The sequence below is a fragment of the Streptomyces sp. AHU1 genome, from assembly GCF_045343905.1.
Taxonomy (GTDB): Bacteria; Actinomycetota; Actinomycetes; order Streptomycetales; family Streptomycetaceae; genus Streptomyces; species Streptomyces triticiradicis.
This window is the reverse complement of the sequence record NZ_CP174283.1, coordinates 486,972-510,725: the sequence shown is the minus strand read 5'-3', so window position 1 is coordinate 510,725 and position 23,754 is coordinate 486,972. Positions and strand designations below refer to the sequence as shown.

At 71.3% G+C, this 23,754-nt stretch carries 15 protein-coding genes; 7 read left to right on the top strand and 8 right to left on the bottom strand.

From position 1 onward, the window contains the following. The first annotated feature begins 22 nt into the window (after positions 1–22). From ACICHK_RS02360 to ACICHK_RS02345, 4 genes are all read left to right on the top strand, one after another. Entirely contained in the window at positions 23–904 is an 882-nt protein-coding gene (locus ACICHK_RS02360) for a phosphotransferase enzyme family protein (RefSeq protein WP_406835381.1), read from the top strand. 182 nt (positions 905–1,086) lie between these two features. Next, positions 1,087–2,853 carry an ATP-binding cassette domain-containing protein gene (locus ACICHK_RS02355; RefSeq protein WP_406841143.1) on the top strand — a complete coding sequence of 589 codons (1,767 nt, stop codon included), beginning with the start codon at positions 1,087–1,089 and terminating at the stop codon, positions 2,851–2,853. Positions 2,854–3,019: 166 nt separating this feature from the next. Beyond that, positions 3,020–5,998, top strand: coding sequence for a BTAD domain-containing putative transcriptional regulator (locus ACICHK_RS02350; RefSeq protein WP_406835380.1), 2,979 nt, complete (start codon positions 3,020–3,022; stop codon positions 5,996–5,998). A 160-nt stretch (positions 5,999–6,158) separates the two neighbouring features. Then, entirely contained in the window at positions 6,159–6,866 is a 708-nt protein-coding gene (locus ACICHK_RS02345) for a DUF4232 domain-containing protein (protein WP_406835379.1), read from the top strand. A 533-nt stretch (positions 6,867–7,399) separates the two neighbouring features. On the opposite strand, the gene hemC is transcribed toward ACICHK_RS02345, so the two are convergent. The 3 genes from hemC to ACICHK_RS02330 all read right to left on the bottom strand — a co-directional run bounded on the left by hemC (position 7,400) and on the right by ACICHK_RS02330 (position 12,052). After that, the gene (gene hemC, locus ACICHK_RS02340) at positions 7,400–8,332 is read right to left on the bottom strand and encodes a hydroxymethylbilane synthase (RefSeq protein ID WP_151467803.1); all 933 of its coding nucleotides are present in this window, start codon (positions 8,330–8,332) and stop codon (positions 7,400–7,402) included. 169 nt (positions 8,333–8,501) lie between these two features. Further along, positions 8,502–10,037 carry an esterase/lipase family protein gene (locus ACICHK_RS02335; RefSeq protein ID WP_406835377.1) on the bottom strand — a complete coding sequence of 512 codons (1,536 nt, stop codon included), beginning with the start codon at positions 10,035–10,037 and terminating at the stop codon, positions 8,502–8,504. Positions 10,038–10,495: 458 nt separating this feature from the next. After that, positions 10,496–12,052, bottom strand: coding sequence for a hypothetical protein (locus ACICHK_RS02330; RefSeq protein WP_406835376.1), 1,557 nt, complete (start codon positions 12,050–12,052; stop codon positions 10,496–10,498). Between the two features lie 271 nt (positions 12,053–12,323). Between ACICHK_RS02330 and ACICHK_RS02325 the strand changes: the two genes are divergently transcribed. Together ACICHK_RS02325 and ACICHK_RS02320 are read left to right on the top strand one after the other, a co-directional pair. Beyond that, positions 12,324–14,813 carry an alpha/beta fold hydrolase gene (locus ACICHK_RS02325; RefSeq protein ID WP_406835375.1) on the top strand — a complete coding sequence of 830 codons (2,490 nt, stop codon included), beginning with the start codon at positions 12,324–12,326 and terminating at the stop codon, positions 14,811–14,813. Positions 14,814–14,917: 104 nt separating this feature from the next. After that, complete coding sequence (locus ACICHK_RS02320) at positions 14,918–16,636, top strand: APC family permease (RefSeq protein WP_406835374.1); 1,719 nt, start codon at positions 14,918–14,920, stop codon at positions 16,634–16,636. Here the strand turns inward: ACICHK_RS02320 and ACICHK_RS02315 are convergent. The 4 genes from ACICHK_RS02315 to ACICHK_RS02300 all read right to left on the bottom strand — a co-directional run bounded on the left by ACICHK_RS02315 (position 16,617) and on the right by ACICHK_RS02300 (position 21,372). Next, the gene (locus tag ACICHK_RS02315; RefSeq protein WP_406835373.1) at positions 16,617–18,326 is read right to left on the bottom strand and encodes a hypothetical protein; all 1,710 of its coding nucleotides are present in this window, start codon (positions 18,324–18,326) and stop codon (positions 16,617–16,619) included. The genes ACICHK_RS02320 and ACICHK_RS02315 overlap by 20 nt on opposite strands. Continuing rightward, positions 18,323–19,351 (bottom strand): hypothetical protein, encoded by a 1,029-nt coding sequence (locus ACICHK_RS02310; protein WP_406835372.1) that lies wholly within the window; start codon positions 19,349–19,351, stop codon positions 18,323–18,325. Before ACICHK_RS02310 ends, ACICHK_RS02315 begins: the two co-directional genes overlap by 4 nt. A gap of 1 nt (position 19,352) precedes the next feature. Then, positions 19,353–19,670: a hypothetical protein gene (locus tag ACICHK_RS02305; protein WP_151467796.1), complete on the bottom strand. Its 318-nt coding sequence runs from the start codon at positions 19,668–19,670 to the stop codon at positions 19,353–19,355. A 199-nt stretch (positions 19,671–19,869) separates the two neighbouring features. Then, positions 19,870–21,372, bottom strand: a complete 1,503-nt coding sequence (locus ACICHK_RS02300) for an LVIVD repeat-containing protein (RefSeq protein WP_406835371.1) — start codon at positions 21,370–21,372, stop codon at positions 19,870–19,872. A 177-nt stretch (positions 21,373–21,549) separates the two neighbouring features. Here ACICHK_RS02300 and ACICHK_RS02295 point away from each other — a divergent pair, with 177 nt between their 5' ends. Continuing rightward, positions 21,550–22,194: a DUF305 domain-containing protein gene (locus ACICHK_RS02295; protein ID WP_406835370.1), complete on the top strand. Its 645-nt coding sequence runs from the start codon at positions 21,550–21,552 to the stop codon at positions 22,192–22,194. 87 nt (positions 22,195–22,281) lie between these two features. Here ACICHK_RS02295 and ACICHK_RS02290 read toward each other — a convergent pair whose 3' ends face one another. Beyond that, positions 22,282–23,493, bottom strand: coding sequence for a S8 family peptidase (locus tag ACICHK_RS02290; RefSeq protein WP_406835369.1), 1,212 nt, complete (start codon positions 23,491–23,493; stop codon positions 22,282–22,284). Between the last annotated feature and the right edge of the window lie 261 nt (positions 23,494–23,754).

The window sequence follows — 23,754 nt, the reverse complement described above, 5'->3', positions numbered from 1 at the left end:
GACCGTCACCGAGGTGGGGGGCATGAACGACGCGAAGACTCTTCCCGCGGCTCTGCGCGACTGGGCCGAGCGTGAGATCGGAGGCGTCACCGAGACCCGGGACGCCTCGCACCCGCGGCAGGACTCCCGGGTGTGGGAGCTCGTGCGGACCGACGGCTGCCGGTTCTACCTGAAGGTTTCCCCCACGGCCCGGACGTACGAGAGGGAGACGTTCGCCCTGCGGCACGCGGCGCCCGCGCTGGGCGCCGGCCGAGCGCCCCAGTTGCGGGCGTCCAGCGCCGAGCACCTGGCGCTGCTGACGACCGCCGTGCCCGGCCGCCCGGCGAAGGAACTCCCGCTCACGGCGGCCGAGGAGTACGAGGCGCACCGGCAGGGCGGTCTGCTGCCGGCCCGGCTCCACGCGGCCGGTGAGCTGACCGGCCGACGGCGTGTCGAGGCCGAAGGGGCGCTGTGCGCCGCGGCACACGGCGTGGACGGATGCCTGGAGGAGGCCGGGGACCGGCTGACCGCGGCGGAGCACGCACTCGTACGCGACCTGGCCGGCCAACTGCGCCGGGTGGGGCCGCTGCCGCTCGGGTTCATCCACGGTGACGCCTGGCCGAGGAACCTGCTCTGGTCGGGACGCGCGGCCTGGATCGACTTCGAGCGGTCCCGGTTCGCGCCCGTCGTCCAGGAGTTCGTCGCCCTGGCCTGCGGGGTGTGGGCCGACGAACCACGGCTGCGCGCCGCCTGCCTCGGCGGATACGGACGTGAGCTGACACCGGAGGAGCGCCATGTGCTGAAGTGCCTGGCCGGCCTGGACGCGGTGAGCGCCCTCACCTGGGGCGAGACCCACGACGACCCGCACGTCGCCGCACGCGGACGGCGCACCCTCCACCGGCTGACGACGGGGGTGTTCGCGTGAAGCGGTTCCGCATCACCACCCGACAGCCGGCGGCCACCGCGCCGGGGGCCCCGCCCGCGGCCGGGGACACGGCCGCCGTTCCCGCCGCACGCTCGGCGGGCCCCCGGCCCTCGGCTCCCCCCGAGCTCGACTACAACGGGCGCAAGCACCGCCGGGCCATGGACGACGCCACCTTGTGGGACATGGCCCGCCGGATCCCGATGGCGCTCGCCCAGTCGGCCCGGCTGGCCTGGTCCGTCGACCGGCGCATGACGGTCACGATCCTCCTGTGCCAGTTGCTGTCCGGCCTCGGTACCGCCGTCATGCTCACCGCGGTCTCCAGGGCGCTGCCCCACCTCGCCGGCTCCGACGCCCGCACCGGGCTCCGGCAGGCATGGCCGGCGCTGACCGTCGCGGTCGCCGCGATGGCGACGGGCGCCGGGATGTGGATCCTCGCGGACTGGGCCACCCGCCGCCTGAACCCGAAGATCGCGTCGGCCGCCGATCTGACCCTGGTCGACCTCCACATGAGAGCCGAGCTGTCCGCCTACGACACCGAAGGGTTCACCGACCGGAGCCAGGCCGCGGAGATCGGCGCCCTGCGCGCGGTCGACCTCGCGGACGACGCCAAGACGCTCACCAACGGCTTCGTCCAGCTGGTGTCCGCCGCGACGGTCCTCACCTCGCTCCACCCCCTGCTCCTGGGCGTGCTGCTGCTGTCGGTCGTTCCCCGGGGCCTGGGCGGGGTGATCGCCGCGCGCATCGACTACCGCGTCCACGACCGCACCCTCTCCGCCCGCAACGTGCGCGGCATGATGCGCTGGTGGCTCACCACCTCCGAGCTCGCCGACGAACTGCGCGCCAACACCATGCGCCCCTACCTGCACTCCTGGTACCGGGCGATGTGCGACCGGGTCGAGGGGCGTGAACTCGAAGGAGCCCGCCCGTACCTGCTGGTGACGCTCCTCGCGGCGTCCCTGGCGGGCCTGTTCACGCTCGGCATGTGGGCGGCGCTGGCCGCGCTCGCCCTCTCGGGAGCCATGTCCACGGCGATCGCCGGCACCGCCATCGTCGCCTCGCAGACGGCCGGACGCGCCCTCAACTCGATCGTGCGGTACGGCGCGGTGATGTTCCACCACGGCCTCTACCTCAGCGACTACTACACGTTCGTCGACGAGGTCCGTTCCATGACCACCTCGCGCGGCGCCACCCAGGCCGAGGCGCCACGGCGGATCCGCCTGTGCGAGGCCGAGTTCACCTACCCCGGCAAGGACGCCCCGGCCCTGCACCCGGTCACCCTCACCCTCAACCGCGGTGAGGTCGTCGCCCTGGTCGGCGAGAACGGCGCAGGCAAGTCGACCCTGATCCGCATGCTCACCGGGCTGACCGTGCCGACCGGCGGGGCCGTCCTGTGGGACGACACCGACCTCGCCACCACCGACGCCGAATCGGTCTGGCGGCACGTCGGTCTCGTTCCCCAGAAGAACGGGCACTGGCCGCTGCGCGCACGGGAGAACATCACTCTCGGCCAGCCCCGCGAGCACGGTGACGAACGCGTCTGGGACGCGGCGGAACGCGTCGGGATGACCGAGCGCCTCCACGGGCTCCCCGACCGGCTCGACACCCTGCTGGCCCGCTCGGTGTGGGGCGGGCACGAACTCTCCGGCGGGCAGTGGCAGCGACTGGCGTGCGCGCGGGCGATGTACCGGGAGCCGGCCGTGCTCGTGCTGGACGAGCCGACCAGCCAGATGGACGCCCGCGGCGAGCACCTGATCTTCCGCGAGCTCCGCGAGATGGCCCCGGACCGGATCACCGTGGTCGTCACGCACCGGCTGGACAACGTGAGGATGGCCGACCGGGTCATCGTCCTCGACCGGGGGCGCATCCGCGAGGAGGGCACCTTCGACGCCCTCGTCGCCACCGAGGGAAGCCTCCTGGGCGAGCTGTACGCGCTCGCACAGGACCGCTGACCCCTCACCCGCCGTCGGCGGGGCCGCGTTCCGGCGCGGCCCCGCCCTTACCGGTCGTCGCCCGTGGCCGGAGACCGACGCACCTCATCGGTGTCTTCCCGTACCCCGATATCCTGGGACTTCGTCCTCACCTTCGATCTCCCCCCACCTGGAAGGAACCGCTCCTGTGGAGTTCCGGCTGCTCGGCATGGTGTCCGTCGACACCCTCGAGGGGCCGCTGTCCCTGGGTCCGGCCAAACGCCGCAGCCTCCTCGCGGCGCTGCTCCTCTCGGTCAACACGCCCGTCCCCGTAGCCCGTCTGACGGACTGTCTGTGGGACGACGCGCCACCGCTGCACGCCCGCAGTGTCATTCAGGGACATGTGTCGCGGATACGTGCCCTGCTGGCCTGCGGGGACGCCGCCGCCTACGGGGTCGAACTGGCCACTTTGGGCGACGCGTATGCCCTGCGGTCACCCGAAACCCTTCTGGACTCACACAGGTTCGAGGAACTCCTCGCGCTGGCCAGGGAGCAGCGGAACGCGCGCGACGCCGTGTCGATGCTCAAGGACGCCCTCTCCCTGTGGCAGGGCCCCGCCCTCGCGGGCACGTTCCCCGGCCCCGCGCTCCAGGCCGCCGCGCACTCGCTGGAGGAGTCACGAGTGGCGGCCGTCGAGCAACTGGCGCGTGCGCACACATCGTTGGGGGAGCACGACCAGGCCGCGGCCGTCCTGCGCACGGTAGCGGTCGTCCACCCCATGCGGGAGCCGCTGGCGGCGTCCCTGATGGCCGCGCTGTACCGGGCCGGACGCCAGTCGGAGGCGCTGGACTGGTTCCACCGCACCAGGCGGCTGCTCGTCGACGAACTCGGCGTCGACCCCGGGAGCGAACTCGCCCAGGTGCACGCGCTGATCCTGCGGGGCGACCCCCTCCCGCAGGACGGACCGGACACTCCGGCGGACCCGGTGGCCGCACCGCCGCCGGGACACCCGGAGCCGGGGCACCGAGGCCGGGAACGCACGGATTCGGGACATCGAGCGCCGGGACATCGAGCGCCGGGACTTCAGGAGCCGGGGCCTCAAAGGGCCGGAGACCGGCCGGAGCCGTACGGTCCGCGTCCGGCCGGTTCGTCCGACGGCCGGGCGTCCGCCGGCTCCTCGCTCCCGGTGCCGGAATCCCGCACCGGTGGCGCCGTGCCGACGTCCGCGCGCTCCGGACCCGTCGCCCTTCCCCCGCTGGTCGACCTGTCGTACCCCAAGGATCTGCTGCCGCGGGCACCCCGGGGTTTCCACGGACGGGAGGCCGAACTGGCCGCGCTGACCCGGGCCGCCGCGGCCGAGGCGCCCATCTGCCTGGTCACCGGACTGCCCGGGGTGGGCAAGACCGCGCTCGCCGTGCAATGGGCCCACCGCAACGCCCACATGTTCCCGGACGGGCTACTCTTCGCGGATCTGCGCGGGTTCAGCGACACCGGCGAACCCGCGCTCACGGAGGTACTCCGCGAGTTCCTGCCGGCGCTCGGTGTGCCCCCGCGCCGCGTACCCGAATCGGCGTCGGCCGCGGCCGCGCTCTTCCGTTCCCTGACCCACCGGCGACGCCTGCTCGTCGTACTCGACAACGTCCGTTACTCCGCCACCGTCCGGGCGCTCCTGCCGGGCGGCGCCGACTGCGTCACCCTGGTCACCAGCAGACACCGGCTGGACGGCCTCGTCGCCTCCGAGGCGGCCAGCGCCGTCCCCCTGGACAGCCTCGAACCCCAGGACGGCACCGAGCTGTTGGCCGGTGTCCTCGGCAAGGACAGGGTCCTGGCCGAACCGGCGGCGGCGCGCAGACTCACCGAACTGTGCGGCGGCCTGCCCCTCGCCCTGCGCGTCACCGCCGCCCGGCTGGCCGGACGCCCGCAACGGAAGCTCACCGAACTCGCCGACGAACTCGCCGACGAGCAGAGCAGGCTGACCTACCTCGACGTGGACGACACCAGCGTCTCCGCCGCGCTGCGCCTGACCGTGCAGCAACTGCCGCCCGACGCACTGCACCAGTTCACCCGCCTCGGCCACCACCCCGGTTCGCACTTCGACCCCTTCACCGCGGCGGCGCTCGCCGGCACGACCCCACGCGCCGCCGCGGCGGCGCTGGAACGCCTCGCCGCCGCCCACCTGGTGACCGAGACGGCGGCCGGGCGGTGGGAACTCCACGATCTGGTACGCCTCTACGCCCGCACCCTCGATCCCGGATCCGGGCGCGAAGCCCTCACCGGCGTCCTCGACCACTACATCGCGACCGCGCTCGCCGCCGCCGACGTCGCGCAGCCGGGGGGCGAACCCTGCTTCACGCTGCCGGACGGCTTCTGCCGCCCCGCCGCCGTGCGGGACTTCACCGACCGGGCGTCCGCCATGCACTGGCTGGCCACCGAACGCGAGGACCTGGCCCTGGCCGTCGTCGCGGCTCGTGCCGCCGGTCTCGACGACCGCGCCTGGCGCATCATCCTGCTCCAGTGGCCCCAAGTGGTGTGGCGGGTGAGGGACAACTGGGTGCCCTTGCTGAACATCGCGCTGGAATGCGCGCGCGCCCAGTGCGACCCGTACGCCCAATCACGTGTGCTCACCCTGCTCGGCTGGGTGCTGAGCGAGGAAGGCCGGCCGGCCGAGGCCCTCGCCCTGCTGGAACTCTCGCCGCCACTCGCCCGGCAGGCGGGCGACCGGCTCGGCGAGGCGACCGCGCTGATCAACCTCGCCGTCGTCGAAGCCGCCGAAGGCGACCTCGAGGCCGCACTGGAGAACTGCGCCCGTGCCATCGTGCTGGCCCGGGAGGAATCCGACGCGCACACCGAGATGCTCGCCCTCCAGCACCTCGCCCGGATCCAGCTCACCGCGGGCCGGCCCCGGGAGGCGCTGCGATCGGCCCGTACGGCCCTCGATCTCGGTCCCGAGCACGAGGAGGCGGCGCGCCGCGCGCTGCTGCTGACCGTCAGCGGCGAGGCCCGGCTGGAACTCGGCGCGGACAGCGAGGCGGTCCTGCTGCTGGACCGGGCCGCCGAGGAGGCCGAACGCGCCGGTTACGACGAGGGCGCCGTACGGGCCCTGGCGACCCTGCTGCGGGTGCGCCCGGGGGAGGGCTACCGCAGACGGTACGAGGAAGCGGTGCGCCGGATCTCCGACGACGGCTGACATCCGTGTGCGCACGGTCACGCCGTGGACGTCAGCGGTGCGCCAGCGCGACGTCAGCGTCACGTGAGCGCCGAACCCAAGACTGATGCGTGTCAGCAGTTCGGGGACGGCGCGCCGGATGTCCCGGCGTTCGCCGCAGCACTCTCTCGGGGGAACCTTCGTGAGCACCATCCGTCATCGCACCGTGTTTCTCGCCGTCACGGCCACGGCCGTACTCGGCCTGGCCTTCACCGCCTGCGGGTCCGAGGGCTCCGGCGTGAGGACCTCGGGCCAGGAGGCCGCGAGTTCCCCCGGGGCCGCCTCCTCGGCGCCATCCACGCACGACGCGGGCCGTGCCGAGGACACCGGTGCCGCCGGTGGTCCGGCCGGCGCGACCCCGACCGGTTCCGGATCGAGTCCGGACGCGGCATCGGGGTCGGGACCGGGCACCGGATCGGCGTCCGGCTCCACGCCCGTCTGCGCGACGAAGGACGTCTCCATCAGCGCGGCCCGCAAGGACGGCCCGCCCTATACGCACATCGTCCTGACGGCCAGGAACACCTCGGGGCACAGCTGCCGGATGAACGGCTTCCCCGAGATCCAGTTCCTGGAGGGGCACCGCGAGAACGTGCCCGCCGTGGCCAAGAGCAAGCCGGCCGCTCCCGTCGTCCTGTCCGCCGGAGCACCCGCCTACGCTCTCGTGAAGCTCTCGGACGGCGGCAAGGACGAGGACACCGAACCCGTGATCGCCTTCTCCGTGACGGTCCAGGGCAGCAGCGCTCCGGCCACCGTGAGGGCCCCGGGCGCCGAAGGCGTCGCCGTCGACTCCGCGAAGTGGGCCACCGGTTACTGGACTCCCGAACTCCGCAACGGCGCCGACGACTTCTAGCACCGTTATTTCGCTTGGGTCCGGGCCACGGCCCACGGCATGATGGCGACCATGGACGGATACGCCTCTGACTGGGTGACCCTCTTCTCCTTCGAGAACGTCGCGGGCCGTCCGCGGTCCGGCCGGCTGATGTCGGTTTGACTGCGTGACCGGGGGATCGACTGGTACCCCTTCGCCGAGCACGATGTCCGGATCGATCTCATGTGCGGGGTGCGTTCCGACGGGCACTGGCACGGCACGATCGTCATCAGCGTTCGCGCGGACGTCCTGCGACGGCTCGGACTCCATCCCGATCAGCCGACCTCGGGTCCGGCCGACCCACTGCCACCCAAGTGGTGGGGCCCGTGGGCACGTTGAGCGGCGCTGCCGCCCGGCCCGAATCGGACCTGATCACATCCACGGTGGAGGAGATCACGGGAGCGCCGGCGCGAACGTTCCGGTCCTGGGCGGAAGAACACGCGGACAGTTTCCGCCAGGGAGCGTGTCCGTCCCGGACCGTCGGATCACGCGTCTGAACCGCTGCCGGGGAACCGTCAGTGGGCGATGCCGTCGATCAGTTCGCGCGCGCCCTGTCGCAGCAGGGCCAGGGCGACGGAAGCGCCGAGGTCCGACGGGCTGAGCCGCCCGGCCCATTCGTGAGCGTTCAGGACGGTCTTTCCGTCCGGGCTGAACACGCAGGCGCGCAGCGACAGGTCGCCCCGGGAGGCTTTCGCGTATCCGGCGATCGGGCTGTTGCAGTGGCCCTGGAGGACGTGCAGGAACATCCGCTCCGCCGTGGCCTCTCGATGAGTGCCCGGGTCGTTCAGGGCGCTGACGATGTCGATCGTGGAGGTGTCGGCCTCACGGCACTGGAGGGCCAGAACGCCGGCTCCGATGGGCGGGCACATGGTCTCGGTCGACAGGACCTCGGTGATCACGTCGGAGCGGCCGATGCGCTCCAGTCCGGAGACGGCCAGCAGCAGTGCGTCGACCTCGCCCGCGGCGAGCTTGTCCAGGCGGCGGTTGGCGTTGCCGCGGAACGGTACGCATTCCAGGTGCGGGTGGGAGTCCGCGAGTTGAGCGACCCTGCGCACCGAGGAGGTGCCGATCCGGGTTCCCGCCGGAAGCTCGTCGAGGAGCAGGCCGCCGGGGTGGACGAGGGCGTCACGGATGTCGTCGCGCTTGAGGAACGCCGCGAAGGTCGTGCCGGCCGGCAGTGGTCTGTCCGCGGGCACGTCCTTGACGCAGTGCACCGCGAGGTCCGCCTCCCCGGCGACGAGCGCGGCGTCGACCTCCTTGGTGAACGCCCCCTTGCCCTCGACCTTGGAGAGGTCCCCCATCCATTTGTCGCCGGTCGTCCTGACCGGGACCACCGCGGTCCGAAGACCGGGGTGGAGCACGCCGAGCTCGGCGCGGACGCGCTCCACCTGGGCCAGGGCCATGGGTGAATCGCGGGAGACGATGCGGATCAGCTCGGGTACGGACATGTCGTACACGATAGTGCGTCGGAGCCGGGCTCCGAGCGTCAACTCCGAGGACCATCTCGGCTGTACGGAAAGGAAGTTGAGGCTCGTTCAGACGTGCGAGGAAGTCGCTGGCGCGTTCGGGGTGGATGCGGGACGGAACGGGCGTGACGGCTCGCCTCCTTTCACCCGGTCAGTTCCAGGGAGTGACCGTGAGCCGGATCCGCGCGTCCTTTCCGAGGAGCGGGTCGGCGGTGGCGGGCAGTTCGACGTGGTTGACCCAGACGCCGGGAGCGGGGTTCTCGTCGACGAGGGTCCGTCTGTCGGGCACGTAGTCGCTGATCCGGCCGGTGATCTCGGAGTTCCAGCCGGCCGAGATCGCGGGCATGGCGGGGTCGGTGCCGATGTCGATGATGAGGATGTCGTCGAAGTCGGCGACCTGCTCGAGGTGGTCGTTGAAGCTCAGCAGGCCGTCGTGCCGGTGCAGTGACAGGATCCGCAGGTGCAGCGCGTACCGCAGGGTGCCGGAACCGCCGGCCCGCAGGCCGCTGTTCAGGAAGGTCGTCACCAGCGGGACGCACGCCTCGCCGTCGGCGGTGCCGTCCGGCGGGGTTCCGGAGACCGCCGCGGTGTCCTGGAGCTGGATGGGGCACCACTGGGCACTCGTCCGTTCGTGCGTGGCGATCTGGAGGGCGCGCACGGACAGGCGGACCTCGGCCTGCCAGGTCGTGTCACCGCGCTGCGGCAGGCGGGCGCCGACGAGCGCGGCCTCGGTCTTGCGGTCCCCGAACAGGAAGCGCCGCAGGTTCTGGTACCCCTCCTCGGAGTTGACGAGTCCGTAGCTTCCGCTGTGGCTGCGGTGCACGTACGCCTGGTACGCCCCGGGGACGTACGCGTTGTCGATCTGCACCAGACCGTCGCTGCGGGGCCCCACCGCGGCGGCCGACAGCCCGTACGCCACCTCGTAGTCGGTCGGGTCGGTGCCGACCAGGCAGAAGACCCTCTCGAGGGGGAAGGAGAACGGCCCGTCCTGGGGCATGACGCGGGCGTCCCACGCCCGGGGCGGTCCGTCGGGGTCGAAGAGCGCCTTCGGCGTCAGGTACTCGTACATCCGCTCCGGTCCGAAGATGTCGGCGCCGTTGATGCCGGTGATGTCCCGCAGCCGCTCCAGCAGGCCGAGGCCGACGTCGAAGGAGATGCCGCCGTGCGGGGTGCCGTAGGTGAAGAACTTGCCGACGTAGTCGGCCGGATCGAGGCCGAGGTCGGGGAGGACCTTCTGGATCAGGCAGCGGCACACCAGGCCGCCCATGGAATGGGCCACCAGATGGACCCCGGGCGCCCCGGACTTCTCCTTGAGCGTCTCGATCAGCTTCAGCAGATCCTGCGCGGCCGTCTCCAGCCGGAACTCACGGGCAGAGGTTCCCCAGGTGTCCGCGGACGCGTCGTAGAAGCGGTGGATCCAGATGCTGTCGGGCGCGATCGTGGCGTGCGAGGCGAGATAGAGGTCCTGACCGCCGTCGACGAGGATCTGGTACCCCTCGTCCAGGTGCAGGCGCAGCAGAGGGCTCTCGAACTGGTAGAAGCGCGGTACGTCGTCCGGCCCGACCCGGATGTGGGTGGAACCCTCGTTGAAACCGTAGAAGGGGTCCGTCACGGCCTTGTCGATACCGGCGGTATTGCCGGCGTACCCCCGTACGTAGACGACCGGAAGCTTCGGGGACGGTCCCATGGGCTCCTCCAGGATCAGCGTTCACCGACGTCCGGAAACCAGGGGTTCGGGTGGTCGATGAAGATGTCGGACATGTGTCCGACGAGCGCCGGCGGGCGTCGGCCGGTACGGCACGGCCCGACGGGTTCGGCATCGCGTTCCAGCCGGAACCGACCGGGCGACCGCAACCGCAATCGAGGAGGGGACACCACCTTGATCGCCTCGCCCACCCGGGCCCGCCGAGCGCGTTCCACGAAGGCCGCGCCCGGGGGCCGACGGAGCATCGCCGGCAGACGGTACAGGTCGAGAGTGTCACAGGCTCCGAACGAGCCTTCCACCATCAATTCCAGCCGGTCGGACCGATCGGTGCAAGTCCTGGGCCGGCCGGGCGGTCACCGGATGGGACAACGGTTCCGCCGACGCGGGTCCCGGCCGCTGCCGTACCCGTCGCGGGGCAGGCGGGAATTTGACGACAGGGCCTAGGTGAGGGGGCAGGTCAGGGGGAGTACGCGTTCGCTCTGCCGTCCGACGAGGTGGGTGTCGGTGAGAGTGGCTTCGGTGAGCCAGTCCGCCGTGGTCAACTGCCCCACCAGGTGCCGCAGCTCGCCGGGATCCACGGGAACGCAGGTGGCGAGCGAATGCAGGGTGATGCCCTGGCCGTCGGGTCCGAGCCGTCCCGAGGCGGTGGTGCGGGTGGCCAGCGTCAGGGCGAGCAACCGGGTGGCGGGGGTGGCCTTGGCCTTCCGGAGCTTCTTGTCGGAAGTGACCTTCTGGGCCCAGCCGCTGAGCTTGGCCCGTGCCTTCTTGCCGAACGTGAAGGGCCCGGAGCCGCCGTCCCGGGGGAGCAGGGACGGGACGGTGGTCAGCACGGCGTTCTCCGGCCGCGAGGCCAGCAGTTCATCGGCGGTGCCCGGGAGCCGCAGCCAGCCGCAACCGGTCAGTTCTTCGAGGAGGTGGTGCGGATCGCTCAGGCCCAGGGAGGTGATGTCCTGGCCGACGAGGTTGCCGGTGCCCGAATGCGCGGTGCGCAGGGTCAGCATCAGCACCAGCAGCCGGGCTTCCGGGCCCGGCAGCGGGCTGTGGTCGGCCACGTGCGCGAGGACCGAGCGCGCGTGACCCCACTGCGTCGGCGTGGTGAGCAGCCGGGCCACGGCCGGTCCGTCGGCGTCGCCGCCGCGGCCGGTGCGGTTCAGGTCCTGGGAGCGGGCGGTGGCCGCCGCCTGTTCGGCGCGCCGCGCCTCCAGCCGCAGGTTCTCGTCACCGGTGACCTCGGCCCAGGTGCTGAAGGCGCGGGCCTTTCGGTCCTGCAGGTCGGCGAGCAGCGACAGGTCGGGTTCGGTGCGCTGCTGGTAGGCCCGGAACAGATCCCCGAGCTCGATCAGCTCGTCACGCAGGACGACGGGCTGCAGTCCTTGGGGGACGACCCGCTGCGCGATCTTCCCGGTCGCGCGGCCGTGCCGTACGGGAGCCTGACGTGGCCGTGGCGTCCTGCCCGGTCCTGCCGCCGCCCCGGGCGCGGCCGGGGGAGGGGCGGAGAACTGCGGCAGGCCCGCGGTCGTGGCCGCGGCGCGGTCGGTACGGCTCTGGGGGCCGACGGGCGGGCGGGGCACCGCGGGCGCGGTGGAGACGACCTTCGCGCCGGGCGTCGCGGCCGCGCAGCGCGAGCAGCATTCGACGACCTGCCACCAGCGGCCTTCCCGGTCGGCCACCACGGCCAGTACGACCGCCCCGCCGCACCGCCAGGGCTCGGCGCGCGTCTGCCGGTGGTCAGGACCGAGGTGGCCGCGGCAGCTCTCCGCCTTGCACGCGCAGAAGGCCTGGGGGCGAGGCGCCGCGGCGGCCTTCAGATGGGCCTTCAGATGGGCGACGGCGGCCTGGCGGCCGGCGGCCGCGGACGCCAGACGCTGCTGGGCACAGTTCGGGCGGCTGCACGAGACGCGTACGGCTGTGCTCCCCCGGCCGACAGGGTCCAGTCGTACGGTCCAATTGCGTCCCCGGACACGGTCGTCCAGTTCGTCTGCCGTGGTCTCCGTCATCCTGCTCTTCCTCCCGCCACCGGCCTCCGCCCGCCCCGTCCTGGCACGGTATGTCAGCAGTGATCACCGTACGTGACAAACGGTCCCGTCGACCGGGTAACCCGCCCAGCGGGCCCCGCAAGGGTCAACTCCCGCGCGGTCCTGACGCCGGCGAACGCCGGGTGGCGGGACCAGGAAGGCGACGTCTCGGCGCATTACCGCCCCCCGTGGCACCACCGGTACGGAACAATCGGTCAGGCACGAGGAACCGCGAGGAAGCCATGGAGGCGCAGTGGACGCAGGCACCACCAATCTCGGAGTGGTGTTCATCCACGGGCTCTTCTCGTCCGAGCGGACCTGGGACCCGCTCGCCCGACTCCTCGAATCCGACGAGGAGTTGGCCGCCGTCACGGTGAGGCGGTTCGGCTACGCGTCACCCAGACTCCGCCGCTTCCGCCCCGACCGCCGCACCGCCGACTACAACGACCTCGCGGATCGGCTGAAGACGTTCCTGCATTACCAGGCGGCGGAGTACGACCGCCTGCTCCTGGTGGCACACAGCCAGGGCGGACTGATCGTCCAGCGCTACCTCGCGCGGATGATCAACAGCGGGCAAGGGCGGCAACTCACCAAGATCCGCGGGGTCATGCTGCTCGCCTGTCCGAACGACGGTTCCGACTTCATGCTGCCGCTGCGCAGCGCATGGTGGCAGGGAAACCCTCAAGTACGCGCGCTGACACCGCTCGACCCCGATGTGAAGGACGCCCAGCGCACGGTCCTCGAACGGATCGTCTACGCCAAGGACGTCGGAGCGTCCTCGTGCCCCGTCCCTTTCTGGGTCTTCGGGGGGTCCGAGGACAAGGTCGTCGTCCGGGCCTCCGCCCAGGGCGCCTTTCCCCGCTTCTTCATGCTGCCGGGCGACCACTTCAGCATCATCAGACCCACATCGCACACGGACCCCGCCTACGTCGCTCTTCGCACCCACCTGCTGGAGGTTCGGCGGCGGGCGGATCCGGCGCCGGGCGCCGTCGCCTCGAACCCCTCCCCGTCCGCGGCCCAGGACACGCCGTGGGGTGACAGCGCGAAGGCCGCGCGGATCCTGGAAGCACTGCCCCCGTACGCAGACTGGCTCAAAACGCTGCGCACCCAGGACTTCTTCGCGGTCAGCGGCCGGGTCGGCAGGCTCTTCCGGGAAGCGGCCGACGCCCTCGGCGACGACCCGCTCCAGTTCATCGACCCCGCCCTGCACGATGCGGCGACCGCGTGCGGCAGGGCCACCACCGACCTCAGCGAAGCGATGACCGAGCTCCTCTCCGCCGACCGCGTCGACGCCGAGGCGTACGAAGACCTGTCGGCACGGGAGGAGGAAGACGCCCGGACACTCCTCCTCGGCGAGCACCGGCGCGGTGAGAGCGAGCTGCGACTGAACACGCTCCGCGACGTCTTCTTCGAGAGCTACGACGTCCTGGTGCGCCTCCTCAACGAGCGTCTGTACGCACCGGAGGGAACGGCGTCACCCGCCGGGGGCACGAGCGAGCCGGAGGCCGTCGCCGCTCGTCCCGCGGCACCCGACGCCGCTGACGGCCGGTCGCGCGTGGGCCGGGGTCTGCCGAGGCACGAACACGAGCTGCGGAGGGCGTACGACCGACTCCGGTCGGCGGGGATCGGGGAGCCGGCCTCCGACGCGTACCTCTCCGGGGCCACCGCCGTGCAGCACTTCGCGGCCGGCGAGGGAACCGGTCCCGGCTGGGTGCTCGGTCTGAGGGACGGCCGGGCCGTGGCCGTGAGCGAACCCGTCTGGAACGCCCTCACGGAGGCAGGGGGTTCAGCAGCCCAGGGCGACCCCCTCGACAGGGTCGGACACCCCACCGCCCCGGGGACCGGGCCCACCGTGATCGGCCCGGACGAACAGCGCGTCGCCCTTGAGGGCGGAAGCTGGGGCAGGGGCCTGCTGGTCCGCGGCGACGACGGCTGGCGGTGGGAACCCCAAGTCGACCTGGGCTTCGACCGGACACCCTCGGCCGCCAACTGGACCGCCGGCCGGCCCGCCCCCCAGCTGCGGCTGCGCGTGCTCGTCACGCTGCCCTGGACCGCGGCCGAAGGAAGGGAAGTCACCCCGGAACGGCGCCGCGACCTCAAGGACAGACTTCCCTTCAGCCGCCTCGCCGGCGCGGTGACCACGCTGTCGCTCAGGAGGGGAGCGGACCTCCGTGCCGTGAGCTGGAACCCGGGGCCGTACCGCAACGCGATCGATTCCATCAGCTATTCCGCGACCGTCGCTCCCCCGGACGGGCGGCCGGCCCTGACCGGCGCGGTCATGGCCTCCCTGCCCGGCGCCCTGCAGCCGTCGACGGTGACCTGCGCCGAGATCGCGATCCAGGACACCGCTGCCTGGGCCGCAGCCCTCCCCCCGGGCACCTCGACCCGACTCACGCTCGAGGAAGTGCAGCACGTTCTGCTGGCGTCCTGGGAAACGGCCGCCAACCTTCTGCCGGCGGCCGTGTGCGACACGACGACGGCGCGATGGGCCGGCCCGCCCACCGTCGAGCTGCGTCTTACCGCCGAAGGGCCGCACGACCAACCCCGGGCGGGCCTCGACACCTTGATCGATCTGAGCGGGCTCGGGCCGACCGACCGCGGCTCGCCGTCCGAGATGGCGGTGACGATCACCGTTTCCCCGATGCTGGGGGACACCGAGCGCCGGAAGCTGTTGCGACGCGCTCTCGTGCACATGCTCCAGGGCTTCGGACATGTCGAGGTCGACGAGCATCTCCTCGTGTGAGGCAGGGGCACCTGCCTTCGGCCCGAGCACAACAGAAGACACCCGCTGTACCCTGTCGCCACTGTGCGTGAGGAACTGCAGACGCTACGCGGGGGATACGGCGGATGAGTCTTCAGAGATCGCGGTTCGAGGCCGAGGACGAGCAGCGGCGGCTGTCGGTGTTCCACCTCGTCGGTCTCGCCGCGGGTGGTGTGGTCGGTTCGGGCTGGATGCTGGGGGCGAACGAGGCGTTCGGAAAGGCCGGTTCGGACGCCTGGCTCGCCTGGCTGTTCGGCGGTCTGCTCATGCTGCTGATCGCGGGGGTCATGGTCGAACTGGGGACGGCCGCGCCGAAGACCGGCGGGTTGATCTTCCTGCCGCTGCAGAGCAGTGGTGCGCTGGTGGCGACGGTGGCCGCGGCGGGGCTGTGGCTGGTCTACGCGATCAACCTGGCCAGCGAGGCCGTCGCGATGACGAGGGGCCTGTCCTGGAAGGTCGAGGGGCTGCTGGCCTCCTCCGACTCCGACGCGCTGACCACCAAGGGCTGGTGCTACGCGCTGGTGTTCATGGCGGCGATCTCCGCGGTCAACCTGGTCGCCCCGCGGATCTTCTTCCGGATCAACTCCTGGCTGACGGTGCTGAAGGTCGTCGTCCCCGTCCTGACCGTGGTGCTGCTGATCGTGGCCGGGTTCGACCGGCACGGCCCCGGAGCGGGTGGGCACATGGCGGGCAAGGGCGCCTCCGCGGCGATGACCGCGGTCGTGACCAGCGGCGTGATCTACGCCTACGTCGGTTTCCAGGGGCCGTTGGACTTCGCCGGGAACGTCAAGCAACGGTCACCCGGCGAGGCGGCGCGGCTGCGCCGGGCGGTCTTCGGGACGATCGTCGGCTCGATGGTCCTGTACATAGCGCTCCAGGTCGTCTTCACCAGGTTCCACGACTCCGGGTGGAGCACGGCCCACATGGCCTCGTCGCCCTACGCCCACTTCGCCAACGCCATCGGGCTGTTGTGGCTGGGAGTGCTGCTCAATGTGAACGCCGTGGTCTCGCCCATGGGCGCGGGACTCGTGTTCGCCCACGCGCTCACCCGCGAGGTCGCGGCCCTCAGCCGGGCCCATCTCACCCACCGGGGGCTGCAGACCGCCCGCAAGGCGTCCTTGAACCGGCGGTACGACGTCTACTGGCTGGTGCTGGTGGTCGACTTCTTCGTCGCGGCGATCGCCCTGTGGGCGATGGGCGGCAGTTGGAAGACCCTCGTCGCGGTCACCGGGGTCCTCACCCTGGTCGTCTACGCGGTCCCGGGCGTCACCCTCGTCTCGTTGCGCGCGCACCTGGGCTACTCCGGCCTGCGGCGCGATGCCCACGAGGTCCTGGCGCGCACGAGTTTCGCCCTGATCGCGCTGATCCTCTACGGGGCCGGCTGGACGTCCCTGTGGCAGGGCATGGCGGCCCTCGCGGTGGGATGCCTGCTGTTGCTGTTCCTGCCGAGCCTGGCCCGGTGGCTGCCCGCCTTCGGGCGGATATACGACGCCAAGGTGCATGTGACGCTGTTCCGGGACGTGCGCGAGAGCCCCGCGGCCCAGGCGGCGCTCTGGCTGCTCGGTCATCTCGTGGTGCTGCTGTCGCTGGCGCTGCTGTTCGGTGATTCCCCGATCGGCTTCCACCGGAAGTTCCTGGGGGGCTTCCTGGCCGTCACCACGGCGCTCGTCTCCTTCGAGGGACTGGTCAGGGCGTCCAGACGCCATATGGCCGGAGTGCCGCCGATGCTGCCGGTTCCGGCGCCCGCCACCCTTTCCGCCTCTTCCACCCCTTCCGCCGAGGTCGTCAGCGCAGCGACCGAATGACCTCCCGGGCCTCCTCCTCGTAACCCCTCCAGGTCAGCACCGTGACCGCCTCCTCCCGACGGCGCACGTCGGACCAGCGGCCCACCGTGGCCCGCAGCAGGAAGTGCCGGTCCTCCTCCTGCATCGTGGGGGTGCCGCGCAACCGCTCGACGATCAGGGCCACTTCCTCGGGGGTGACCCGCTGCTCGTTCTCCAGACAGCGTTCGAGCAGGTCCCAGCCGTCGCGGGGGAACCCCGCGGTGTACAGTCCGGCCGAGATCTCGGCGATGACCGCGCCCGAGCCCGTGGGAGGCCGCACCGGGTGGGCCGGGTCCGCCAGTTCCTTGCAGGCCAGGTAGACGGCGTCGGTGCGGCCGGCCGTCCGCAGCCCCCGCACGTACTCGACGAACAGGCCTGCCTCGTCGCCGTGTTCGAGGACGTGTGCCGCGAGGCGCTGGGCGATGGTCTGGGCGGCGCGGGTGCGGTCCCGCGGCCGCTCGATCTTGCCCAGCAGGGCCACCAGTTCGGTCCCGGAGCGACCGTCGGTGTGCGCCGCGGCAGCGAGGCGCAGCAGACGCCGGCACTCCGGCGGGGCGTTGACGTTGCTCAGCGCCGTGTCCAGGCTGTCGAGCTCGTGGAGGGAGCGCGGTCCCTCGTCCGCCGCCGTCCCCCGGGTCACGATGTCGGCGAGCAGGTCCCTGGTCGTCCTGTTCAGGGCGTCGGACTCGTGCCAGATCCGGACGATCTCGGCGAGGTCCTCCATCCGGGTGCGCGTGGCGGCGTGCTTGCGGATCTTCGCGCACTTCTCCGAGTACGGTGGTCTGGCCAACTGGCCGCAGATCTCCGCGATGTCGTGCCGGGTCCGCGACCTGCCGACGTGTTCCACGAGGGTGTCGTGGATGTCCGTGCGGGTGGCGATCAGCTGGGCGATGATCCGCCTGGTCTCGTGCACGCGGTCGTCGAGCTGCAACTGCGCGTCGACCCATTCCTCCAGGATCCGCTCGGAGGGGCTGAGGTGGTGCAGCGCCCCGGCGAGGTCGTGGAACTCCTTCGGCACGGTCTCCGGCGTCCGCGGCAGGCCTTCGCCGGCGATCGCGACGAGGGCCCGGCGGAGGAACTCGGCCGCGTACTCGGCGCATTCCTCGTCCCGCAGCGCTATGTAGAGCAGTGCCTTGTCGAAGTTCGTGCGGCCCGAGCCCGGTTCGGTGAACGCGTTCATCGTCCGCTCCACCAGTTCGCGCTTGTCGGCGTCACGGCACACCCGGACGAAAACGGCGACGTCCGTGACCGTCCGCTGGCACGCGATGTCGTGGATGACGCCGTCGGTCAGCCGGGGACGGCCGTCGTCCCCGTACTCCCGCTCGGCGTCCCCTTGCCTGATCGCGAGGTCCGCCGCCTGCCTGATGTTCCGGCACAGTGCCGCCGTGGCCAGGACGTTGACGGCGTCCCGGTAGTCGAAGTACCGCGCGGAGTCGATGAGCTGGTCGATGGGGCGCTTGAGGGCGAAGGCGTGCAGGGCGCGGACCGCGGTGGCCGGGCGCGGCTTCTCACCGCCCTCGGGGTCCCCCTCCCGCATGGCCTGCATGCGCTTCACGAACGCCTCGACGGTGCAGGTGGTCACCCATTCGTAGCCGAAGCCCAATGCCTCGCCGTCCTCGTTCTCGAGAGTGCCGGCCCTTTCGGAACCGGCGGCCGCCCGGCCGTTCCTCATGCGCGCAGTGCTTTCTCCACCTGGTTCCAGTAGCGGGCGAAGGCGCGGGGTTCGCTGAACCGGTTGTTGGCCCGGGCGTCTATGTGCCGGGCGAGGAGTCTGCTGGCGTCGTCCGTCCGGGAACTGAGGATGGCGACGACGTCACCGGTCTTGCGCTCGTCCCTGAGCAGGTCGTCGAGGCGGGAGTCACGGTCCAGCATCAGGGTCCTGACCCAGTCCTCCGGGTCGACCGGGAGGGAGGGGGCGCGGTCGCGGCGGGTGGACTCCATCCGGTTGGTGAACAGCGGCGTACCGTCGCGGGCGTCGTTCAGCGACATCCTCGGCACCTGGTGCCGGGCGGCGGCGCAGCTCTCCATCTCCTGCTTGACGGCCTCGCGCAGCAGCCCGATGGTCAGCCGTGCCTCGTGGTCCTTGGTGCCGTCCCGCAGTACGCGCAGCAGGTGCCCGCTGAACGGCGTGCATCCGGCGAGATCCCCGGGCAGGGCCGAACAGCCTTCGGCGGAGGCGAAGTTCGCGTTCTTGACGGCGGTGAAGACGCAGGTGCCCTCGTCCAGTTCGCCCAGCACTCCGGGCAGGACCGCCTCCTCTCCCAGCTGCGGCAGCAGGTTGGAGTAGCAGCAGTCGGCGATGAGGACCTTCAGCTTCGCCCGGGCCCTGCGCATGACGCGGTAGACGTACCAGCTGGACAGCCAGGTCCAGGGCTCGTTCTTGTGCGAGGACCCCACGGAGAAGTGCACCTGGGCGCCGGGAAGGTCGCTCCAGTACTGGCCGTGGCCGACGTAGACCACCAGGAAGATGTCCTCGGGCTCCGTCGCGTCCGCGGCCTCCTGCAAGGCCCGCATGACGCCGTCCGCCCGCTGGACCTCGTCATGTCCGAGGACCCGGCAGCTGTCGGCACCCCACATCGCGTCGCCGGCCAGGACCTCGCCGTACATGCGCGCGCTCTCGCCGATCGAAGGGTGACTGTCGATCCCCGAGCCGACGGCGTACGCCGCCGGTCCGATCACCACCGCCCTGGACGCCATGTCAGTCGTCCTGGTCCGCCGGGTCGGGGCCGGGCTCCGTGTCGACGGACGTCTCCAGCCCGTCCAGCCGCTCGCCGCGCCACCGTTCGACGGCCCGCTTCGCGGCGTCCACCGCCGCCGTCACGGTCATCTCGGCGGTCTTGGAGACCACGGCCACCAGGATGATCTCGACGATGCCGCCGCCGAGGACCGTCCCCTCGTCCGCGACCTCCTGCGGACGCCAGGTCAGACCGGTCTCCGCCTCCAGTTCGGCGCGCATACGGGCCGGATCGTCCAGCCCGATCAGCCCCTTGACGGACACCGAGATCTTCGTAGCCATGCGAACGCCCCCGCGTCAGCCGAGAATGTCAATCAACGCCCGCTTCAGACTACTCCTTCGGGCAAGCCCCACCGGTCGGCCGTCGGACCACAGGGACGATTCCACCAGGCTCCCGTGGTCGAGGTGGGGGAGGTGGCAGGACGTTGTCCGAGGGGTCCGTCCCGCCGGACGCCGAGGCGCCCGACGGGACGGACGGGGATCAGTCGAAGTAGTCCGGCTGGGTCTGGACGTTCAGTTCGTCCAGCCGCACCCGCTTGGCGGGGTCCGTGCGCCGGTCGCTGATCTTCAGCACGTCGAAGCCCTTGACGATGTCGTTCGCGTAGATGTGGCCGTTGTAGTAGTACGCCGACCAGACACCGCCCGTGACCAGTCCGGTGGTGGACAGCGGACCGCGCTCGAAGTAGGCGATCTCCTTCGGGTTCGAGGAGTCGGTGAAGTCCCAGACCGAGACGCCGCCCTGGTACCAGGCCTGGACCATCAGGTCCTTGCCCTTGACCGGGATCAGCGAGCCGTTGTGGGCGACGCAGTTCTCGGTGGCCGCCTGGTAGCGGGGGATCTTGTAGTAGCTGCGGAAGACCAGCTTGCGCTTGTCGCCCTTGCCGACGATGTCGTAGATGCCGTCCGCGCCGCGGTTCGGGCCGATCTCGGCGTTGCAGGTGGCCGCGCCGCCGCCGCCCAGCTCGTCGGTGAAGACGACCTTGTTCGCCTTCTGGTTGAAGGTCGCCGAGTGCCAGAACGCGAAGTTGACGTTGTCCTGGACCCGATCGATGACCCTCGGGTTCTCCGGGTCCTCGATGGAGAACAGGATGCCGTCACCCATGCAGGCGCCGGCGGCCAGGTCCTTCTCCGGCAGCACGGTGATGTCGTGGCAGCCGGTGGTCTTGGACACGCCCGGGTTGGTGGGCGAGCCCGGGTTGCCGCCGCCGTTCGGGCCCTCGCCCGGGAAGAGCACGGGGAAGTTCACGACCGCCGCCCGCTCGGGGGCCTTGCGCGGCACCTTGATGACGGAGATGCCGTCGTGCGGGGGCTGGCAGTCCGGGTAGGCGGCGTTCGGCGAGTACGAGGAGACGTACACGTAGACGTTCCTGCGCTCGGGCACCAGGGTGTGGGTGTGCGAGCCGCAGGCGGTCTCGACGGCGGCGACGTACTTCGGGTTCCTCTTGTCGCTGATGTCGAAGATCTTCATGCCCTCCCAGGAGGACTTCTCGGTCGCGGGCTGCGTGGTGCTGTTGCAACTGCTGTCGCTGCGCGAGGAGTCGGTGGAGAGGAAGAGCAGGTTGCCCGAGACGGAGATGTCGTTCTGCGAGCCCGGGCAGAGCACCTGCGCGACGGTCTTCGGCGCCCTGGGGTCGGAGATGTCGAAGATGCGGAAGCCGTCGTAGTTGCCGGCGAAGGCGTACCGGCCCTGGAAGGCCAGGTCCGAGTTGGTGCCCGGCAGCACGTCCTTGGGGATGTTGGCGAGATGTTCGATGTTGTCGGAGTGGACGATCTCGTCCTGTCCGGGTAACTCGCCGTCGGCGATCGCCTCGGCCGCTCGGGCCCGCGCCTCCTGCGACACCTGGTGTTCCGCGGCCGGGCCGTCCCCGGGGTCGGGGGTGGCGGCCGCGGGGACGGCCGTCAGGAGCGCCGCGAGGAGTCCGGCACAGGCCGCTGCGACACCCAGCCGTCTGGGCCGCGTTCGGGGATGGTTCAACAGGGTCACTGCATCCTCCCTTGTCGCCGTTCACGGTGGAACGGTTCACGGTCCTCCGAAGTATCGTCTTCATCATGCACAGATCAAGAGTGGGCAACGTAATCGTCATGAATCTCGCCAGTGATCAGCGCGAAGAGCCATGAGTGTCGGTCAGTTCCATCAACTCCCCTGCATCAGGAGGTCGTTGTGTTAGAAAACCGAGCGTCCCTCGCTGTCGCGGCCGCGCTGCTCGTGCTCGCCCTCGCCGGCTGTGACGCGGACACCGACGACGGGTCCGCCACCGGCGGCGGACCTTCGGTGATCGTCCCCGGCGCGCCGGGCGAGGGGAACCGCACGCTCTCCGCCAGTGAGGCGGCCGCGCGGCGCGCCGATGACGACACTCCCAACGCGGCCGACGTGTCGTACGCCCGGATGATGATCCAGCACCACACCCAGGCCCTGGAGATGACCGGACTCGTCCCGGGCCGCGCCCGGTCGGGGGACCTCAAGCGCCTCGCCCTGCGCATCTCCGCGGCCCAGGGGCCCGAGATCGAGGTCATGCGCGGCTGGCTGAAGACGCACGGCGAGAAGGAGGCCGGGGACGCCGGGGACCACCGGCACACCGAGATGCCCGGAATGGCGACCGAGGCCCAGTTGAAGGAGCTGCGCGCGGCCCGCGGCGCGGACTTCGACGCCCTCTTCCTCACCCTGATGATCGCTCACCACGAGGGAGCCATCACCATGGCCACCGACGTCAAGGCGCAGGGCAACAACCTGCTGATCGAGGAGATGGCCGACGACGTGGTGGCCCAGCAGACCAGCGAGATCACCCGTATGCGCGGGATGCGCTGAACGGCGTCCCGTGACGCGGCCGATCTCGTACGAGGGGCTCGACCGGGAGATCCGGTCGAGCCCCTCCTGCGAACCCCTCGGTCCCGTCTAGGGAACGAGCTTCAGCAGCTTGTTCGGGGAACCCGACCCGATACCGCTGAGGACTCCACCGGTCGCGCCGTTGACCAGCGCGCCGCCGACGGTCGCCGGGGAGGCGCCGGGGTGGGCGGTCAGGTAGAGGGCGGCGGCTCCGGAGACGTGCGGGGCGGCGAACGAGGTGCCGTTGCCCGTGTACGTGGCCGAGTCGGAGGTGTTCCAGGCCGCCGTGATGCCGGAGCCGGGGGCGAAGAGGTCCACCCCGGAACCGTAGTTGGAGTAGCTCGCCCGGGCGTCGCCGCTCGTCGTGGCGCCGACGGTCAGCGCTTCCGTGACCCGGGCGGGGGAGTAGTTCGACGCCGGAGCGCCCGAGTTGCCGGCCGCGATGGAGTACGTCACCCCGGAGGCGATCGAGTTCTTCACCGCGGTGTCCAGCGAGGTGCTGGCGCCGCCCCCGAGGGAGACGTTGGCGACGGAGTCGGCCACATGATGGGCGGTGATCCAGTCCACGCCCGCGATGACCCCGGCGGTGGTGCCGGAGCCGTCGTTGCCGAGCACCCGGACGGCGACGATCTTCGCCTTCTTGGCCACGCCGTAGGTGGTGCCGGCGGCGACGGTCGCGACGAAGGTCCCGTGGCCGTAACCGTCCTGCGCGATGGCGTCGTTGTCGACGAAGTCCCACCCGTAGGAGGCCCGGCCCGCGATGTCCTGGTGGGTGATGCGCACGCCGGTGTCCAGGACATACACGGTCGAATCGCCGCCCCCGGCGTCGGGGTAGGTGTAGGCGCCGCTCAGCGGAAGGTTCGTCTGGTCGATCCGGTCCAGCCCCCAGGGCGCGCCGGTCTGGGTGCCGAGCGTGTGGACCACCTGGTCCTGCTCGACCGACGCGACCCCGGGATCGGCCGCCAGCCTTCTGGCCTGGGCGCCGGTGAGGCTGACGGCGTAGCCGTCGAGCGCGGAGGTGAACGTCCGCCTGACGGTGCCTCCGTACCGGGACACCAGGTCCTTGCCGCGCGCGGCGGTGGCCTTGAAGCCGGCGTCTGTCTTGAGCGTGACGATGTAACTGCCGGGGACGGCGGCCGGGGAACTCGCTCCCAGAACGGTTCCCTCGGCCGGTGCGGCCTGGGCGGGAAGGGCGGAAAGGGTGCCGACTGCGGTCGCCACGGCGGCCGTTGTGGCGGCCGCCGTGGCGATGCGCCGCTTCATGGTGCGCGCTGCTGCCATGTGAGGAGATCCTTTGCGATCGGGTCCGGGAATCCTGGTGCGGATCCCCGCCGGACCATGGGGGGCACTCGGGTCGGTGCCACAGAGCGACCATGGGTTCCGGGCCCGGCGATCGGAAAGGGATTACATGCACACGTCGTGAATCCGTCATGCGCGGTCATCGTGCGCAGCACTGCGGCCACGGGAGGCCATGTCCGCTTGGCCGACGGAGCGTCAAGTAAGCTTGTCCGCAGACGAGTTAAGACTTCGTTCGGGTCCCTC

Excerpts from the sequence above, each read along its gene's own strand:
- ACICHK_RS02360 (WP_406835381.1), top strand. The coding sequence starts at position 23 with ATGAACGACGCGAAGACTCTTCCCGCGGCTCTGCGCGACTGGGCCGAG.
- ACICHK_RS02355 (WP_406841143.1), top strand. The coding sequence starts at position 1,087 with ATGGCCCGCCGGATCCCGATGGCGCTCGCCCAGTCGGCCCGGCTGGCC.
- hemC (WP_151467803.1), bottom strand. The coding sequence starts at position 8,332 with ATGTCCGTACCCGAGCTGATCCGCATCGTCTCCCGCGATTCACCCATG.
- ACICHK_RS02335 (WP_406835377.1), bottom strand. The coding sequence starts at position 10,037 with ATGGGACCGTCCCCGAAGCTTCCGGTCGTCTACGTACGGGGGTACGCC.
- ACICHK_RS02330 (WP_406835376.1), bottom strand. The coding sequence starts at position 12,052 with ATGACGGAGACCACGGCAGACGAACTGGACGACCGTGTCCGGGGACGC.
- ACICHK_RS02320 (WP_406835374.1), top strand. The coding sequence starts at position 14,918 with ATGAGTCTTCAGAGATCGCGGTTCGAGGCCGAGGACGAGCAGCGGCGG.
- ACICHK_RS02315 (WP_406835373.1), bottom strand. The coding sequence starts at position 18,326 with ATGAGGAACGGCCGGGCGGCCGCCGGTTCCGAAAGGGCCGGCACTCTC.
- ACICHK_RS02310 (WP_406835372.1), bottom strand. The coding sequence starts at position 19,351 with ATGGCGTCCAGGGCGGTGGTGATCGGACCGGCGGCGTACGCCGTCGGC.
- ACICHK_RS02305 (WP_151467796.1), bottom strand. The coding sequence starts at position 19,670 with ATGGCTACGAAGATCTCGGTGTCCGTCAAGGGGCTGATCGGGCTGGAC.
- ACICHK_RS02290 (WP_406835369.1), bottom strand. The coding sequence starts at position 23,493 with ATGGCAGCAGCGCGCACCATGAAGCGGCGCATCGCCACGGCGGCCGCC.